Genomic DNA, 17,499 nt, shown 5'->3' on the forward strand with positions numbered 1-17,499 from the left:
CTGTCTTATAATCCTTATAAGATACAAATTTTAGGCTGTTACGTATCATATGCACAACGCAAAGCTGTACCGTAGTTTTTGGAAACACCGCGTTAATTGCATCAGGGAATCCTGTTAGACCATCGCAGCATGCAATTAGGATATCCTTAACTCCACGATTTTTGAGTTCATTGAGCACAGATAGCCAAAATTTTGCACCTTCATTGTCTGCTACCCACATACCCAAGATTTCCTTGTTGCCCTCCATGTTTACCCCCATAGCTATATGTAGGCTTTTGTTGTTAATCTGCTTGCCATCCTTAACCTTAATCACCATAGCATCTAGATATAGAATAGGATAGATTGGGTCCAGTGGCCTCAGTTGCCAGGCTTTTACTTCATCAAGTACTGCATCAGTAACATTGGCGATTAATTCATGGCTGACTTCCATAGCATACATATCCTGGAGGTGAGAAGCAATATCACGTGTACTCATGCCCATGCCATACATTGAGATGATTTTGTCGTCAAAGCCTTTCAAATGGCGTTGTCGTTTGGGTATCATAACTGGCTCAAATGTACCATTACGGTCACGAGGTGTAGATATTTCGACTTCGCCATTATCCATAACGACGGTTTTATTGCCATAACCATTACGGTAGTTACCATCCTGACTTTTCTCATGTTTATCATGTTCTAGATGGTGATTAAGCTCTGCTTCCATTACCCTTTCCATGAGTGCTTTTTTCATTTGTGCCATCATCTCTATAGGGTCAGCACCGCTTTTAATGACCGAATCCAACATATCCAATGAGATGTAATCTGGATATACTGGTTTGCGTGATTTTTTTATTTGTTTTGTATTTGGTGTATTCATTTTATCCTCATATCATAAGTTGATAAATTAACTGTTAAATTAAGGTATTTAATTGGCCAGCTCAAACTGGCTATATACTAGCCTATTCGCTGGCCAATTTACACCTCCTTTCTTTCATACCAACTTACACACTTCCTATGACATACCCATGCAGAAATCTGTTATTGACATTAATGGTGAGGCATTTAATTCTTACTCCAAGACCAACAAATTTCAAAACGCTTTATTGAAGGTTGCCAACGTAACGAAGCCAACAAATTCACACTTGTTGTGAACTATTTACACCACAATCCCTTATTTACCTCCTCTACAGCCTCATCATTGTCAAACTCGGGATTTACAATACCCTTACGCAGCCTCATCCTCAAATCCATTTGCCTGATCTAATCTGAAATTTGGTATGAGTTGACAAGTCAGGAAGTTCCAGAACAGTCTGTAACAAGCGATTCTTGATGATGTGTATACATCAGGAAATGAAATCTTGCGATTAGCCTTTCTTTCCGATTAGCTCTCCTCTTTGGAAGCAGCAGTAGCAGAAGAAGTCTTTGTATGTCCTACAATTGGTGGAGCACCTGCAACGTGTGGTGATAGCTTCCCTATAGTGTTTGGAGCTTGTTCACCTAAAAGTCGTATACCTATAGAGACAAGCTTCTTCCCTATCTCAAGAACTGTCTCTAGAACACTAGGATCTAATTTGTTGAATTTTTCCATGTTGTTATGTCCTGCTAGTTTGACCACCATCCTAAATAAGACCACCAAACGCTACCAGCAAGAGACCACACAACTAAATTCAATGTACAAATAATGAAGCCGATCCTCCACCAATCTTTGATTGAACAGTAACCAGACTCAAAAAATACAGGCGCAGCAGCAGTACCAAAGTGCGTTAAACCACTAGAGATTGTGGCAAAATAAGCCAAAATCATTGCAGACATCATTGGTGGTACTCCTAATCTTAGCAGCAGTATCAAAAAGGTACTGTATAATACTGCTGCATGCGCTGTGATACTTGCAAACATATAGTGTATGTAAAAATAGAACAAGATAAGTCCGGCTATAGAGTATGTCACATGTTCCATGCTTATGAGGCTCTCGATATTGGCGCCCGCCCATTCCATTACTCCAAGCTTTGTGAGGTACCCAGACATTACAACCAAAACAGCATACCAAATAAGAGTATCCCAGGCACTTTTTTCATGCAAAACGTCGTTCCAGCTTAGTACTCCTGTAATGACCAGTATTACACAACCTACCATTGCTGTGGTAATTGTTTCTATCCCTATCACATCAGCAAAAACCCAACAAATCAACATGCATACAAACACCAAGGCCATGACCAATTCATGGTGAGAAATGCGACCCATCTTTTTTAATTCATTAGCAGCAATCTCCGGTGCATCAGGTACAACACTAACAGATGGCGGGGCAATCATGTACATGATAAATGGAAGCAGTACTAGACTAATTAGTCCCGGAATTATTGCACCAAGAGCCCATGATGTCCATGTGATCACTATACCCATCTGCTTTGCAAAATGCTGTATCATGGGATTGGCAACTAAAGATGTAAGAAACATAGCGCTTGTAATAACGTTGCTATGAAAACAAACCTGCATGATGAACCTGCCAGTTAAATTTTTTGCAGCGCTTGTGTGTGTACCGCCATATTCCTCAGACAGCACCTTGGCTATTGGGAATATCACGCCCCCGCCCCTCGCAGCAGCACTTGGAATAATTGGAGCTAATATAAACTCCGTAAAAATTAGACCATATGATAATCCAAAAGTCGTCTGCCCTATTTTTGCAATAAAGAAGTAGGCGATTCTTCTCCCCAATCCTGTTTTTATAATACCCCTGGAGATAAAAAATGCCAATACGACAAGCCATGCCATGCTCTCTCCAAAAGCCCCAAACGCTTCCTTGACCGTCAGCACACCTGTTGCGTTTGCTATACATAAGCTTGTAAAAGCTGTAGCGCCTATGGGTAGTGGATTGATGATAATCGCCAGTATTGTTGTGATGAAAATCGCAAAAAGATGCCAGGCTTTATGAGTCAACATTTCAGGACATGGTAAGTGCCATAAGATACAACCCACTCCAAGTATTAGGAGTATTTGTACGGTTTGACTTGATCTAGTAGTGACAATCATACTTTAAACCCCACACAAAGATTCTTGCAGATAGTATTCATCATAACTATCTTTTGTAATATGCAAACAATTTTATTGTGAGATTAGAAAAGTGTTGGTATCGGCTAGGGGTAAGTAGAAGCTTATGATTGAGCCACCGACTATGTTGACAATAGATAATTCGCTGGAATGTTCCTCTATGATTTTTTTTACAATAGACAACCCAAGACCTGTACCACTTATTTTGCCAGTAACATAAGGTTCAGTCACTTTATCCAGCAGTTCATTTGGAATGCCGCCACCAGTATCTTCCACTTCTATGACTGCTACTTTTGATGTCGGTATAATATTGCAACGTATTTTGACGATACCACATTTAGTGTCATCAACGCTATGTAGGTTGGTGATGGCTTCATTTGCATTTTTGACTAAATTGAAAATGACGCGTGTAATCTGCGCTCTATCACAAATGACATAACACTCTTCATGTTGAGGCTCAAACTCATACTGAATATTGTGATAAACATTCGTTTGTAGAAACAACACGTCATTAATGATTTTGTATATGTCATGTGTTGCTAATTGGGGTACTGGAATACGGACAAATTGCACAAACTCTTCAACCATATTACCGATATCCTCCACGTGCCTGATAATAGTTTCTATGTAGTTTGTAAACGCTTCTTGTTCAAATTGGATATGTTTTGAAAATTTTCTTTTCATGCGCTCTGCAGCCAGATGTATCGGAGTTAATGGATTCTTAATTTCGTGGGCAATTCGACGAGCTATGTCTGACCATGCTGAAGCTCTTTCAGCGGCTATTAGTTTTGAAATATCATCAAAAGTGATAATATACCTAGCAATCTTTCCAAACGGGGTAAGCTCCCTAGCGATTCGAATAAATAGATATGTTTTTCTACCATTGCGTTCGATGATAATACTATCCTCTGTAAAGCCTTGCGGTGTGTTTTGAGCTTGGTCGAGAATGTGTGATATTTCTGGAAACGAATCTGTGTAGTTACGGTATAGTAGCTGCTGTTGGTCTGCTTGAAGTAGTCTCACTCCAGATTGATTACAGAGTGTAATAACCCCATCTCCGTTGATGACCAACACACCGCTCGATAACTCGCCAAGTACAGTCTCGATGAACCTTCTTCTTTCATCTATAATATCCTTTGCAGTCATTAACTCTGTAGTTTGAGTGGCGATTTTCTTGGTCATGCTGTTGAAGGCTCTCGCTAGTACAGCTGTTTCGTCGCGAGTATGTGAGGATTCTGGGACTCTCACCGAGTAGTCGCCCTCCTTGATCATTGCTGTGGCGCTGACCAAATTTTGAATAGGCAATGATATGATATTAGATAGTTTGATAGCAACTAATATCGAAATGCCTGATAGTAAGATGGCAGACAAAAGGAAAAATACCTCAAGTTTATGTTTTGTGAAATTGATATCATCTAATAACTGGTGGTACTGTGAGGCAGAACCCTTTGTAACATTTAGATGATGAATAATGTCCAAATCAACATATCTCCCAACCAGCAGATAAGTGTTTAGGAATTTATCAAGCTTTATGAGTGCTCTCACCCTGTCTTGCTGATCGCTCTTTAAAATGACTATTTCTCCTTTTTCCGCTTTTTGAAAATCCTCTGGAGCGATTCTGTCAAATGTTAAGGAGAAACTTAAGTAAGTTTTAGCAAGAACAGCGCGAGGAGTAAAAACCATGGCTTCAGCCAAGTTTCTGAACTCGGCTTGTTTGTTTAGAAAGATATCAAAAAACTCTGGTTCTTCTATCAAAACTGAGTAGTTTTTGTTTATACTATTTGCAATATACAAGGCATCGGTTTTGATGTTTTCTTTGTGTTCCTCTAGGTACAGTTCTGCAACCTTAACTGTCTCTGCGACTATATTGCTAATTTTCTCGTCAAACAAGCTGTGAATACCTAGGTAATAGTACACCGATGCTAAGATGGCGACTAAGACAGTAGGTGTGATGGTGACCAAGCAGCCGATGAGCAACACCATCTTACTTTTTAGTGTGGTATCAGATAATTTTCTTAAGAATCGTTTAAGCACCTGAAATTTTACAATGGCAATCTTTGTGGTTTCCGTATTCTATACCATTTTGCAATGATCAGTTTTGTCAAAGATACAGCGGTAAACATTGAGCAAATAATTCCTATAATTAATGTGACTGCGATGCCTTTGACTGGGCCTACTCCAAAAATGTAAAGGACTATTGCTGCTATGATAGTTGTAAGATTAGAGTCAAGAATCGTGGTGAAAGCTATGTCATAACCAGCTTCAAGCGCTGCAAGCGGGGTCCTTCCTTTTTTTTGTTCTTCTTTGACTCTTTCAAAGATGAGAACGTTTGCATCTACAGCCATCGCTAAAGTAAGCACTATGCCAGCTATTCCAGGTAACGTTAAAGTTGCTTCCAATATTGCTAGTATCGCAATAAGCATAAATAAGTTTACCGCAAGTGCGATATTCGCTATGACACCAAAGAACCCGTAACAAATGAACATCAACGCAACCACCATAGCAACACCTGCGATTACCGCCTTTTTACCTGCTGCGATTGAATCGCTTCCAAGACTTGGTCCGACTGTACGTTCTTCAACTATATTAATCGGTGCAGGAAGAGCGCCGGCTCGTAATAGTAGTGCAAGTTCGTTGGCGGACTGTATGCTGAAGTTACCTGATATTACGCCGGAGCCAGCAGTGATTGGTTCGTTGATGACAGGTGCGCTGATTATTCTAGCGTCTAAGACTATAGCCAGCAATTTTCCCCGGTTGTTTGAAGTAGCTTCTGCAAATAACTTCGTACCAACATTATTGAGCCTAAATTGCACGACAGGAGCGTGATATTCGTTTATCGTACTACGTGCCTCTAGCAACATGTCTCCGGTGATGACTGGATGGCTTTTGATAGCCAATACTCTGGTGTGTCCATCGTCATGTTGTGAGTCAACTGGGAGGATCTGTACGCCGAATGGAATACTCTTGCCAAGATTATTATGCTGCAGGGTTTCGTCGACCAAATGCAGTGACAGTTTGGCCGTCGTTCCCAAGATTCTTTTAACTTCATGTGGATCGTATAGACCCGGCACTTGTAACAGTATTCTATTAGTGCCTTGAAACTGAATATCAACCTCTTTTGTAGACATTTGGTCTATCCTTCTGTGTACTATCTCAAACGTCTGGGCCATGAGATTTTTTCTCATCTCATTAAATGTGCTATCGTCTAAGACGATTTCTATAGAGTTGCCTTGAGGTTGGATGATCGCAGAGTGACCACACACTTCAAACACCGCTTCTTTCACCTTATGTATCTGACTATCTTGAATTGACTCGACTATAATTCTATTATCTGAAGATATAACGGTTTGAAAGCTTGTCTTAGTGTTTGTGAGGTGGGTCTTTAGTTGCTCCACTATGTTTCTTAGCTGTTGCTTTCTGTATCCATCTGTGTCCACTTCTAGCAATAGAGATACTCCTCCTTTCAAATCGAGACCAGGATTGACCCTGTATGAAGGCATCATCCAGCTATATCTACTTTGAAGTACAGAAGGAAACAAGGTTGGAATGGATATATAAAAGCTTAACAGTGATACTAAGACTATCAGTATGGATTTCCATCGTGGTACTGTTAACATTGTAGAGCATTTTGATTTCGAATAATGATATACCTTAATCAAACATGCGTTAAAATGCAACCAAAAGTATACTACAATACCTGTAAAAGCGCATGAAGTGGTAGGTTTGGATATATGAAGGAAGTAGCGACGTTCAAAGATGGAGTAACCACAGCGGAGTCAAAAGTGAGGAGAATAGATTCTCACAATCTATGATTTGTTTTCAGCTGCTGCGTCTCGTCCTTGCTCAGTACTGCCACTAGATCTTCCAGATATCGACAATATTGCAAAGTTTGTCTTGTCAACAGGCAAGATGTCGCTCGATAAATTCAAATCAGCTACGTGGACGTTTTGCCCTATTTCCATTCCCGATACGTCAATGACAACATGGTCTGGTATCTTCGTAGGGTGGCAATAAACCGACATGGTTCTCGAAGGCATATTTAAAACTCCACCCTTTTTTATTCCTGGAGATTTGTCTTCGTTCACCACTTTTAAGTGTACCGAAACTTTGATCGTAGTGTCCTTGTTGACCTCCTGCAGATCAACGTGCACAGGAGTGTCAGTCACTGGATCAAGTTGTACATCCCTCGAAATCGCGGTGAGGACCTTGTCTCCTAAATCGATTTCTAGTAGTTTTGACTGAATGTTGCCCTTGTTGTACTCATGTACAAAACGATCAAAGGGCAGTGATATCATTATTTCCTTATGCTGGCTACCAAAGATAATACCAGGCAGTCTTCCGGACTTCCTTAAAGCTTTGGCTGCAGACTTTCCAGCTTTATCCTTAACACAGGCTTCCAACTTTATCGTTGATGACATCTTTATATCCTCACAACATTACGTGTTTAAAATACTTATATTTACCTACTCATCTTATAACTCAGCACAGCGGCAGCAAGAAGATCAACCACGGTTAAAGTAGTAGTCTTATCAAGCTTCTTGTCTTTGTGCCCACAAGGAATGCTGTCTGTTATAACCAACCTGCAAAGCACAGAGTTTCTGATACGCTCAATGGCTAATTCCGACAGTACCCCATGAGTTACATAAGCAGAGACGGAAGCAGCACCGTTGCGGACCGCGACGTCTGCAACATAGCACAAGGTCTGTCCGGAGTCTACTATATCGTCTATAATAATGCAATTCATTTTAGACATGTCTCCTACAATTCGTGTGGTACCGACGATTTGCTCAACTTTTCTTTTTTTGTCTACTACTATCAATGGAACGTTCAAAGCAGTAGCTATTGTCCTCGCTCTTGCTACACCACCAACATCTGGTGATACTATTGCAACTTTTGACAGATCGTATTTTTCTCGTATATCTGAGCTGAATAAAAAAGAAGTAGATAGATGCTGTATTGGTATGTCAAAAAAACCAACTGTTTGTTTAGAGTGCAGTTCAAGTGTGATCAATCCATTAGCGCCAGAGAGTGATAATATATTTGCAATTAACTTTGCAGCAATGGACTGACTACGAGCTTCACCATGACCATCTTGTCTGCCATACCCTAGATAAGGTATGATGGGCACTATGTTTTTGACACCAATTCGTTTTAAAGTATCTAGCATGATTGCTAGTTCTAGAATGTTGTCGTTTACAGGGTAGGATGTAGACTGGACTACAAATATGTCATCTCCCGCCAATTCTTCTGCGATTTCGATAAACACCTCGTTATCTGAAAACTTCCGAATTGTAGGTTCAAGCATTGGTATATGAGTACGAGCAGCTATACTTGATGCAAGTTGAGTTCCGTTGGAACATGCTACTATCTTCATATGAAGCTACGTCTTAAGATAACCGACACACAACAGGTGCATGATCAGAAGGCTTTTCAAGAGCACGGTACTTTTTACAAACAAAGACTTCAGTGACATGATCAGCAGCAGAAGAGGATGCTAAAATATGATCCAGTCGCATACCGTGATTGCGCTTCCATCCAGCCGTCCTATAATCCCACCAAGTATATTCTTGTGTACTTGGATGTACTAGCCTGAAGGTGTCCTTCATGCCGCTATTTAAGATAGCTCTAAAACGCTTGCGCTCCTCCATGTGGAACCCAAGGCTACCCTCTAAAGCTTTCGGGTCGTATACGTCATGAGCCTCTGGGGCAACATTATAGTCGCCACCAGCTATAAGAAGTTCATCGTTGTCCATGTGTATCTGGAACCGCTTTTTTAAGAGCTCATAGAAAGATAATTTAAACTGAAATCTTGGTGAATCAATTTCCGTGCCTTGAGGAACGTATACAGAAGCTACTCTGAGATTAATGTTGTCTATTGTAGTAAAGCCTTCTATGTATCTCGCTTCTTCTTTACGTCCTTCTTCTTCAACAAGATCGGACCAGACGTCTTCGATCGGTGTTTTGCTTAAAATAGCTACTCCATTAAATGTAGGCTGACATTTCATAGCAATGTTGTATCCACACTCTTCTATGTCCGCCCTGGGAAATTGAAAGTCTTGACACTTAGTTTCTTGTAACAACACAACGTCAGGTGCGTACTCATTTAAGAATGTAACAAGGTGAGTGAGCCTCGATCTGATGGAATTGACATTCCATGTTGATACAGAAATTTGTTTCATTGAAAGTACTGCCATAAAAAGGATGGCTCCCCGGGCCGGATTCGAACCAGCGACCCAGCGGTTAACAGCCGCTTGCTCTACCAGCTGAGCTACCGAGGAACTGAGTAACAATCCTTATAACACATTATTACAAAAGATCTATAAGAAAAAATTTATTTGGAAGAGTTTATTGAAAGAGTTATAAAACTCTGATATAGACAGGTACATAGGATTTTTAGTGTGTAACATTCTCATGAACTATTTTAAAAGCGTAGTACTGGTATTGATGTTAGTTGGGTTTTGTGGCTGTTCTGGCAAAAAAGAAGATGTCAAGATCAGCTCTGATCCCTCCGCTGTCTTTCAGGAAGGTATTCAAAATGTCAGAAGCGGAGATTATACTGATGCTATTGCCAAGTTTGAGACTGTGGAAAGGGAACATCCTGCTTCCACCTATGCAACAGAATCTATGGTCAGAAAGGCTTATGCATACTATTTAAATGCAGATTATGAAAACACAAAATTGACAGTCCAAGATTTTGTCAGGCAGTACCCCAACAATCAGTACGTCCCTTATATGTACTACCTTAAGGCTCTATCCTGTTACAACCAGATGGTAGACATAGAGCGTGACCAACAAACTACAGTAGACGCATTAGAAGCTCTTGACGATGTCATCATTAGATTTCCAAATACTCAGTATTCTGACGATGCAAAACTGAAACGTGATCTTGTCTTTAACCGTCTTGCGGCGAAGGAAATGCAAATAGCACTTTTCTATATCAAACAAAGAAATAACATATCTGCATTGAATCGCCTTAAGGTTATAGTCGACAAATACGATACGTCAGTTTTTATACCAGAAGCGTTGTATAGAATGACTGTTATATACTATTCGTTGGGTGCAGTCGAACAGGCAGAGCGTTATGCTGCGGTTCTAGGCCATAACTATCCAAATAGCGAGTGGTACACAAAGTCCTATAACATTTTGAAAAATAAAGTTCAAAAGTAGGTGCTCAAGTTATGTACGATCTCTTTTTAAGTTTGGTCAAACTGGTAGAGCAGTTTGGGTACCTCGGTATATTTTTTATGACCTTCATAGAAAGCACTTTTATACCCATTCCGAGTGAAGTGACTGTCATACCTGCCGGTTTCTTAGTACACAAAGGTGAGATGAATTTCTGGATAGTGTATCTTGTATGTATACTTGGAACAGTATGTGGATCGATTTTAAACTATCAAATAGCACTGCACTTTGGTAGAATGCTTCTGCTCAGATATGGAAAATACTTTTTCATGAGCTCTAAAAAGCTTCACTTAATAGAGTCATTTTTTGAAAAGCATGGAGCTATTTCGACGTTCAGTGGCAGGCTCTTGCCAGGAATAAAGCATTTCATATCGTTTCCAGCCGGTCTGGGAAAAATGAACTTTAAACTGTTCATAACGTATACGGCTGCAGGAGGTGCAATCTGGAACGGCCTGTTGGTTTCTTTAGGGTATTATATAGGGGAAAACGAACACTTGATTAAGCAGTATATGAAACAGCTAAACATTGTAATAGTGGGCTCCCTCAGCTGTTTGGCTTTGTACTACTACTATAAGCATAGAAGGAACCAATCCTAGCAACTGCTCTTCCAAGCTGTATGGTTGTTTTGGCCTTCATCACCCCTTTCATCCCCCGCATTGCCTACCGCATGCTAACACCGACGACATTTTTACGGAAGCTTTAAGGCATACTGATTATAATGCAGCCGTCTTTGTGTTCTCGGCGCACTAACATTGAAGACAAGTCCCAAAAATAGGGCGGAACGTGTGTGTCGACGTCTGCTTCATTAGCTTTTTTGAACCATGAATCATAGTCAAACTCCTGTAATTCTTTTTTCAGAGCATACGCAATCATTAGCAAACAACCACTAACAGTGAGACGCAGACTGAGGGCTTGGGCCAGCACATTGCCTATATCGCTCAGGTTATTGACATAAAGCCCGTATTTAGCCAGTAGCAAGTAAGTTGCGTAATGATCTGGATGATATTCTGCACAGGTATGGACCAACTGCTCTAATTGACGGCTAGTGATCTCCTTGTGATTCTCCGCAACTTGAAATATCATGTTGATAAAATAGGGTGCTGGTGTCAGCTTCCAACAGAATGTAATATACTTGAACGCCTCATGTGGATCGTTATCTATGAGTTTGAGTAGGGTGAGAAGCATTAAGTTGGGTATAAGAGATGGATATGATTTGTATGAGTCCAAAGCCAATCTGTATGATTCATTGTATTGTCTGTCTTGGTACAGTTTTAACGCAATGTTATAATTGGCTACCGCAATCAGCTCGCTATATGCAGACTTTGATATGTTTAAAACTTTGCGTTCCTTTTGAACAAACTGAACGAGGTTGGTCCACTCATTTGATTTAATGTACGCTTTAAGCATAAGACTTGTGAGCCATTCATTCTGGAGTTCTTTAAACAGCTCATGTCCGTATTCAATCACTTCTCCCCAATTTTCAGCGTCTGCGGCCAATGAGATCAACCCACGGTAGCCTATTGTTCGTGTCTCTGAATTGCTGCTAAGAGTCTTGAGATGCGATTTGAGATTGTTTGTGTCTTTCTGAAGTGTTAGTAGCTCTAGATTTAAGACACTCAAAACGTTATGTGGTACAGAAAGCGCTTTTAACTTTGACAACATATGAGAGGACTTGAGGCTATTCATTGTGTGTACTGCTAGCAAAAACTCATATAAGGCAGCAATAGTTTGTGATGTAGTATCTTTTTTAAAATATGTAGCAAGTCCAAGAAGTGCACTCAATGATTTCTTGAGATAATGTATACAAATCATTCCTAGAAATAATATGAGCAGTGCAAATCCCGAACATATTTCTACATGATAACCAAAAGCGTCAAGTGTGATTTGATTGCAGCTACTAGATATCCAAAATACTGCTGCAAGCAACCCACAAAACAGTATGATGCGAAAAAATCTACCTATCATCGCAACGTCCTATTGATAATGTTATTGAAAAGCTTGTGAAGCTTCATGCGTCCATCTATGGCTTTATTAAGCTTATCTAGTTGTTGGTGGTCAAGCTTTTCTATAATATCTGCAAAAAGCAGTAAATCGTTGATTTCTAATAGGGATAGTGCCTGTACTAAATGTATTTTTGCCCTTTTTTTAGCTTCAAATTCCTGTGTCGTCTGAACGTCGATAAACCGCCTCAAATATGTTGTAATTCCGTCGATGCTGGTTAAAGTAAAGCTAGCCTGGATAGGCTGCGCACTTTGCAGTATCATATTTGTAATCTCTACGTCAGAGAAAAGCTTGTCTTTAAACTCTTCCAACTGTTTTTGCGATACATTGTCTAGTTTATCTTTCAATTTCAAAAAGTACTCAGATACTTCACTTGTTTGTTTTAACGTGATTTTTACGTCATTGATCAATCGCACTACATCAATTTTGATTGCATTTTGAAACGATACAGCTGTTTCTTCATTACTTATCGCAAGATTAGGAGAATTTAAAGCTTGCTCTATCAATAGGTATTGACCGTTAATGCTTTTAAATTGTTCTAATATTGCTGTATCAGTATTAACCTGCTCCATCAACATTTGATTGTTGCGGTGCAATGCATTGAAGGTAAAAACAAACAATACAGTGGTAAATATCATCAACAAAAATATGATGCACACAAGAAAGGTGTGCGGCCTCATCCGCACAATCTTGGTAACTTTCTCTTCTTCTTTGTCTGGCTGATGATTCACCTACAACATCTCAGATTAGTGTTGTTTGTGAGTATCTTCAGGAGCGCCCTTGTGTTTATGACCTCCTTTACATTTTTTACATGGTTGTCCGGTAGTTGTTTCGTAGCTGTGTTCTTTAGAGCTTGCTTTGGAGCTTGTAGCAATATCTGGAGTATCAACACCTGTGACTTTCTTTTTGCACCCACAATCACCAACATTTTTACTATGCTGCGACTCTTTAGAGACAGTGTTACCACATCCGCAGCTTACTGGACCATTGGTATCTGTTGTAGATGTCACCGTGTTTGCAGCAGGTTGATTGGCGACTTGTTCATTGCCAGACGTACTGCCAGACGTGCTGTTATCCTCTTGTACTGCATTAGCTGCTTCAGAAGCAGGACATGATGGTTGCACGGTGGATTTGATAGTCTCGGTAGAGTCTGTTTTAAGACCTTTAAGGGTTAAAATTTTATTTTGCAACTCTTGATACTGCAACATCCCCCTAACAACTTCATTTCCAACTATAAGGGTTGGTGTACCATTGATACCAAGCTCTTTTGCAAGTTTCTGATTATCAGTGATGATACCGTTCCATTTCTCATCTTTCAATAGTTGGGCAAACTTTACAGGATCAACTCCGATCTGACCTACTATCCTGGTTATGTTCTCCTCGGTTTTAGGTCCATTAAAGTTTAAAAGCGCCACGTGAAAAGGAAGATACTTTGTTGCGTCCATTTCATTGATCGCAAGTCCTGCCTTGGCTGCTAAGATTGAAGACTCTCCAAAAATTGGAAGCTCCTTAAATATGTATTGAATATCGGTATTAGATTCTAATATTTTGGACTTCGTTAGAGCCATACGTTTGCAAAAGCCGCAATTATAATCAAAAAAATCTACAATTTTGATTGTTGCAGTGCTGGGACCTACTTTAGGATCGTTTGGATTGCCTTGTATGTCTGCTAGTTTGCTAACAACTTTTTGCTGTAGTGCTGCCTCTGCATCCTTGATTTGTTGTAGCTGATACTGTTCTACAGAATCCATGATAAGCTTTGGGTTAGCTTTGATGGCCTCTTTCACCAACTCTTCTACGTCAGCTTTGGACAAGGTTGAAGTCGACATTTTTTGAATTTCTGCATACTTACGGTCTTGATTCTTAGAATAGTTAAAGTACGCAAATATCAAAAAGCCAAAGAAGCTTAGGGTTATAAAATACGTGCCGATGATTCTGTAGTTCATAATATTTACTGCAATTTGAGTTTATACAGGCTTAACTTGGACAATGAAAAGGACAACTAAAATGACAATTAACATTCCTCCCATCATAATCAGTATGTTACAGGATTATAACAAAACATCAACTGTATTTTTATGATCTAATAGTTCATAAATGCAGAATAAACCTAGATGTCTCTGTTATGTTGTCAATATTTGGTGATGGGAAAAGTAAATGACGTACCGCTCTAGTGTTTGCATTGTGCTACGGAGAGCTCATCAACACATCGGCATTAATATATTGAGATGTGCTAGAAATGATACCAATTCTCATTTTTAAATGATTCAAAACGGATTTTGTGAAACTCGGCTCTGCGTACGTATTTCAATACGCTTACGCAGCCTCATCCTCAAATCCATTCGCCTGATTTAATCTGAAATTTGGTATGAGCTTTGTTATCCACAGAAAACAAAAACTCAGGAACGTAACGCAGTGACAACTTGTGAGCAGCCAAGGTACGTATTTTAGGGGATACCCTTCGTAAGCATTCAACAACACCCTGTTGTGTTGTTGGCTCTCCAGTTATAAAAATAATCGCTCTTTTTAGATCAGGTGTCACTTCTACTCTAGAAACAGTGAAGAAGCTTGACTCCAAAACAGGCTCGTAATACTCAGCATTTGAGAGTATTTCACACACCGCAGCTTTTAAAGCTCGTGCGACTCTTAAATGCCTAATGCTTTTCTGTTGCTTGGTCTTCATGCCGTATTACACTAAAGTTGTCTCGTATGCTTCTAGTGTGTCACCCAACATAATATGGTCATAACCGTTTAGAGATATGCCACACTCAAAGCCAGTTTTGACCTCCTTTACGTCATCTTTAAAACGTTTCAAAGCTTTGATCTTGCCGTCAAACAACACGATACCATCTCTGATCACCCTGATGCTACTGTTTCTAGTGATAATACCCTCAGTAACTTGACATCCAGCTATTTTGCCAACTTTGCTAAACTCAAAGATTTGTTTCACTTCAGCAGAACCTAGGATCGTTTCCTTAGCAACTTTAGGTACCATACCTTTGAGAGCAGCTTCCACATCTTCTATCAAGCTGTATATGATGGAGTAGTACTTTATACTGACACCCAACGTGTTAGCAAGTTCTTTAGCAGAAGGATTAGCCCTCACATTGAAACCTATAACTAAAGCATTGCAGGTATCTGCAAGAGTCACATCTGATTCTGTAATTCCACCTACACCGCTGTGTACTATTCTAATGCTGATTTTGTCCTGTCCAAGTTTCAAGAGGCTATGTCGCAATGCTTCTGCCGAGCCTTGCACATCGCATTTCAAGATCACGTTCAGTTCTTTAATATCCTGATCTAACGCCTTGGTAAACAGTTGCTCCGTCGATAATCTTTTTGAAGAAAGCACAAGCTTTTCTTTGTTAGAATTTAAGCGTAGATCAACGATATCTTTAGCGTTTTTCTCACCACTAGCTACTGTAAATTGATCGCCCGCTGTCGGAGCTTGGTTCAGCCCCAGTACTTCTACAGGTTGAGACGGAAGAGCAGATTGAATCTTGACGCCTTTATCGTTAAAAATAGCCTTAACCTTTCCGTAGGAGGTTCCAGCCACTACTATGTCACCAGTTTTAAGCGTTCCATTTTGAATTAATAGAGTTGCAACCGGGCCCCTTCCTTTGTCCATTTTAGCTTCTATGACAGTACCCTTGGCGGAACGTTCTGGATTTGCTGTGAGTCCAAGCATATCGGCTTGCAATAGTATTATTTCTTCAAGCTTATCAAGGTTAATGCGTTGTGTCGCAGATACACCTATGGTGATATTGTCACCTCCCATATCATCTGCAACGATGTCATAACTGAGTAGCTCTGTTTTAATTTTCGTAACGTCCCCTTGTGGTTTATCTATTTTGTTAATAGCGATAATAATAGGAACATTAGCGGCTTTTGCATGATTGATAGCCTCGATCGTTTGCTCTTTCACTCCATCATCCGCAGCGACGACTAGAACTACTATATCGGTGACTTTTGACCCCCTCGCTCGCATTGCGGTAAACGCCTGATGTCCCGGTGTGTCCAAAAATGTGATATACCGGTCCTGAGATAGCTTAACTTGGTATGCTCCAATATGTTGAGTAATACCCCCAGCTTCTTGGCCAGCTATATCTGTGGACCGTAACGCATCTAAAAGAGAGGTTTTGCCGTGATCGACGTGCCCCATAATCGTTACGACAGGTGGTCTTGTTTGCAACGAAGACGGAAGATCTTCAGTATCGTTTATTAAGGATTTCTCAACCTCTACGTCCGTAACACGTTTTGCTTTATGACCAAACTCGTTAATTATGAGTTCCGCCGTATCTGAGTCAATAGTCTCGTTTAAAGTCAAAAGCATTCCAAGTTGCATTAAAGCTTTCACCACGTCTGCAGACTTTTCTGCCATCCGGTTTGCCAACTCTTTTACTGTGATAAATTCAGGCAACATGACCTCTTTGGCAACTTTTTCTTTGAGCTGCTCTTGATGAATTTCCTTGCGAGGCTTCTTAGTCACAGGAAATGCACGAACTCTTCTAAAGTTGATGTCTTCAGTATCTATTGTTGTAACCTGCGCCAGCGATATTTTCCGACTTACTCTTTTTTCGTTTTCTGCCTTTCTATGAGCTTGATGCTTCTCTTGCTCATCGTCAGATAAGCTTCCACCACTCTTTTTCTTTTCTATAATCCGCTTAATTTCTTCAGTAGTGGCTTCCTTGCTACTGTTAGGTGACAGTTTGACTGCCTGTTTTGTAGAACTTGTTAAGCTAGTGTCTGCATTCGTTGAGACATTCCCGCCAATTTCATGTTGTGATGCCAACTCTTGCGATGTAACAGAAGAATTGATTGATGGAGCGCCTTTTAAGTTTCCATCATGTTCAACATCACCAAGTGCGTCTATGTTGTCATCACTCCCATCAGTCCCGGAGTGCCCAGTGAGTGTCTTGCCTTGAGCGCCTCTAGGACCACCATTAAAAGGTGAATGTAAGGCTTTGTTTGTCTCTTGCTTCTTGGCAAGCTCTGCTTGTTTTAAAACAGAAACTATTCTTTGTTGTTCTTCTAAACTAAGGTTGCTACCGTCTAGTGTGTGTTGGTTTCCTTTGGTTTCACTACCTCTCGTCTTTGTGACCACCACCACTGTACCCTTTCTGGCAGGGCTTACGTATCTGGAAACAGAGGTGGTAGGATTTTGATGTGAAGCGACCTGTTGGTCCTTCTGTTCTTTAAAGGCCAGGCCCAAAGTACCAGATTTTATAGAAAGCTTTCCCCTCGGAATATCTTTCACATCACTGTTGTCTGTCATTAGCTATACCTTACCTA

General features: G+C 40.2%; 15 protein-coding genes and 1 tRNA gene. 2 read left to right on the forward strand and 14 right to left on the reverse strand.

Features of this window, described 5'->3' with window-relative positions; genetic code table 11:
* From EDM53_RS01910 to EDM53_RS01950, 9 genes are all read right to left on the reverse strand, one after another.
* On the reverse strand, window positions 1-856 hold an 856-nt coding region (locus tag EDM53_RS01910; RefSeq protein ID WP_130121887.1), incomplete at its 3' end, for an IS256 family transposase.
* A 504-nt stretch (window positions 857-1,360) separates the two neighbouring features.
* Complete coding sequence (locus tag EDM53_RS01915; RefSeq protein ID WP_130121889.1) at window positions 1,361-1,597, reverse strand: hypothetical protein; 237 nt, start codon at window positions 1,595-1,597, stop codon at window positions 1,361-1,363.
* Window positions 1,582-3,006 (reverse strand): DASS family sodium-coupled anion symporter, encoded by a 1,425-nt coding sequence (locus EDM53_RS01920; RefSeq protein WP_130121891.1) that lies wholly within the window; start codon window positions 3,004-3,006, stop codon window positions 1,582-1,584. The genes EDM53_RS01915 and EDM53_RS01920 overlap by 16 nt, the downstream gene beginning before the upstream one ends.
* 72 nt (window positions 3,007-3,078) lie before the next feature.
* On the reverse strand, window positions 3,079-5,058 hold the full coding sequence (locus EDM53_RS01925; RefSeq protein ID WP_207215411.1) for a sensor histidine kinase: 1,980 nt from the start codon (window positions 5,056-5,058) through the stop codon (window positions 3,079-3,081).
* An 8-nt stretch (window positions 5,059-5,066) separates the two neighbouring features.
* Window positions 5,067-6,641, reverse strand: a complete 1,575-nt coding sequence (gene secD / locus EDM53_RS01930) for a protein translocase subunit SecD (protein ID WP_130121895.1) — start codon at window positions 6,639-6,641, stop codon at window positions 5,067-5,069.
* 189 nt (window positions 6,642-6,830) lie between these two features.
* Entirely contained in the window at window positions 6,831-7,442 is a 612-nt protein-coding gene (locus EDM53_RS01935) for a 50S ribosomal protein L25/general stress protein Ctc (protein WP_130121897.1), read from the reverse strand.
* 41 nt (window positions 7,443-7,483) lie between these two features.
* The gene (locus tag EDM53_RS01940; RefSeq protein WP_130121899.1) at window positions 7,484-8,398 is read right to left on the reverse strand and encodes a ribose-phosphate diphosphokinase; all 915 of its coding nucleotides are present in this window, start codon (window positions 8,396-8,398) and stop codon (window positions 7,484-7,486) included.
* A gap of 13 nt (window positions 8,399-8,411) precedes the next feature.
* Window positions 8,412-9,218: an exodeoxyribonuclease III gene (xth, locus tag EDM53_RS01945; protein ID WP_130121901.1), complete on the reverse strand. Its 807-nt coding sequence runs from the start codon at window positions 9,216-9,218 to the stop codon at window positions 8,412-8,414.
* An 8-nt stretch (window positions 9,219-9,226) separates the two neighbouring features.
* Window positions 9,227-9,302: transfer RNA gene (locus EDM53_RS01950), tRNA-Asn, on the reverse strand.
* Window positions 9,303-9,435: 133 nt separating this feature from the next.
* On the opposite strand from EDM53_RS01950, the gene EDM53_RS01955 reads away from it, so the two are divergent.
* Window positions 9,436-10,191 (forward strand): outer membrane protein assembly factor BamD, encoded by a 756-nt coding sequence (locus EDM53_RS01955; protein WP_130121903.1) that lies wholly within the window; start codon window positions 9,436-9,438, stop codon window positions 10,189-10,191.
* 11 nt (window positions 10,192-10,202) lie between these two features.
* A complete protein-coding gene (locus tag EDM53_RS01960; RefSeq protein ID WP_130121905.1) occupies window positions 10,203-10,802 on the forward strand; it encodes a DedA family protein in 600 nt (199 codons plus the stop codon).
* Window positions 10,803-10,905: 103 nt separating this feature from the next.
* Here EDM53_RS01960 and EDM53_RS01965 read toward each other — a convergent pair whose 3' ends face one another.
* From EDM53_RS01965 to infB, 5 genes are all read right to left on the reverse strand, one after another.
* Window positions 10,906-12,171 carry a hypothetical protein gene (locus EDM53_RS01965; protein ID WP_130121907.1) on the reverse strand — a complete coding sequence of 422 codons (1,266 nt, stop codon included), beginning with the start codon at window positions 12,169-12,171 and terminating at the stop codon, window positions 10,906-10,908.
* A complete protein-coding gene (locus tag EDM53_RS01970; protein WP_130121909.1) occupies window positions 12,168-12,938 on the reverse strand; it encodes a hypothetical protein in 771 nt (256 codons plus the stop codon). The genes EDM53_RS01965 and EDM53_RS01970 overlap by 4 nt, the downstream gene beginning before the upstream one ends.
* A 15-nt stretch (window positions 12,939-12,953) precedes the next feature.
* Complete coding sequence (locus EDM53_RS01975; protein WP_130121911.1) at window positions 12,954-14,153, reverse strand: DsbA family protein; 1,200 nt, start codon at window positions 14,151-14,153, stop codon at window positions 12,954-12,956.
* Between the two features lie 386 nt (window positions 14,154-14,539).
* Entirely contained in the window at window positions 14,540-14,890 is a 351-nt protein-coding gene (locus tag EDM53_RS01980) for a ribosome-binding factor A (protein ID WP_130121913.1), read from the reverse strand.
* Between the two features lie 6 nt (window positions 14,891-14,896).
* A complete protein-coding gene (gene infB / locus EDM53_RS01985; protein WP_130121915.1) occupies window positions 14,897-17,482 on the reverse strand; it encodes a translation initiation factor IF-2 in 2,586 nt (861 codons plus the stop codon).
* Between the last annotated feature and the right edge of the window lie 17 nt (window positions 17,483-17,499).

Source organism: Rickettsiales endosymbiont of Peranema trichophorum, from assembly GCF_004210275.1.
In the GTDB taxonomy this organism is placed as follows: domain Bacteria; phylum Pseudomonadota; class Alphaproteobacteria; order Rickettsiales; family Midichloriaceae; genus RICK02.

Coding starts and splice junctions, on each gene's coding strand:
- EDM53_RS01915 (WP_130121889.1), bottom strand. CDS start 1,597: ATGGTGGTCAAACTAGCAGGACATAACAACATGGAAAAATTCAACAAA.
- EDM53_RS01940 (WP_130121899.1), bottom strand. CDS start 8,398: ATGAAGATAGTAGCATGTTCCAACGGAACTCAACTTGCATCAAGTATA.
- EDM53_RS01965 (WP_130121907.1), bottom strand. CDS start 12,171: ATGATAGGTAGATTTTTTCGCATCATACTGTTTTGTGGGTTGCTTGCA.
- EDM53_RS01980 (WP_130121913.1), bottom strand. CDS start 14,890: ATGAAGACCAAGCAACAGAAAAGCATTAGGCATTTAAGAGTCGCACGA.
- EDM53_RS01920 (WP_130121891.1), bottom strand. CDS start 3,006: ATGATTGTCACTACTAGATCAAGTCAAACCGTACAAATACTCCTAATA.
- xth (WP_130121901.1), bottom strand. CDS start 9,218: ATGGCAGTACTTTCAATGAAACAAATTTCTGTATCAACATGGAATGTC.
- EDM53_RS01960 (WP_130121905.1), top strand. CDS start 10,203: ATGTACGATCTCTTTTTAAGTTTGGTCAAACTGGTAGAGCAGTTTGGG.
- EDM53_RS01975 (WP_130121911.1), bottom strand. CDS start 14,153: ATGAACTACAGAATCATCGGCACGTATTTTATAACCCTAAGCTTCTTT.
- secD (WP_130121895.1), bottom strand. CDS start 6,641: ATGTTAACAGTACCACGATGGAAATCCATACTGATAGTCTTAGTATCA.
- infB (WP_130121915.1), bottom strand. CDS start 17,482: ATGACAGACAACAGTGATGTGAAAGATATTCCGAGGGGAAAGCTTTCT.
- EDM53_RS01935 (WP_130121897.1), bottom strand. CDS start 7,442: ATGTCATCAACGATAAAGTTGGAAGCCTGTGTTAAGGATAAAGCTGGA.
- EDM53_RS01955 (WP_130121903.1), top strand. CDS start 9,436: ATGAACTATTTTAAAAGCGTAGTACTGGTATTGATGTTAGTTGGGTTT.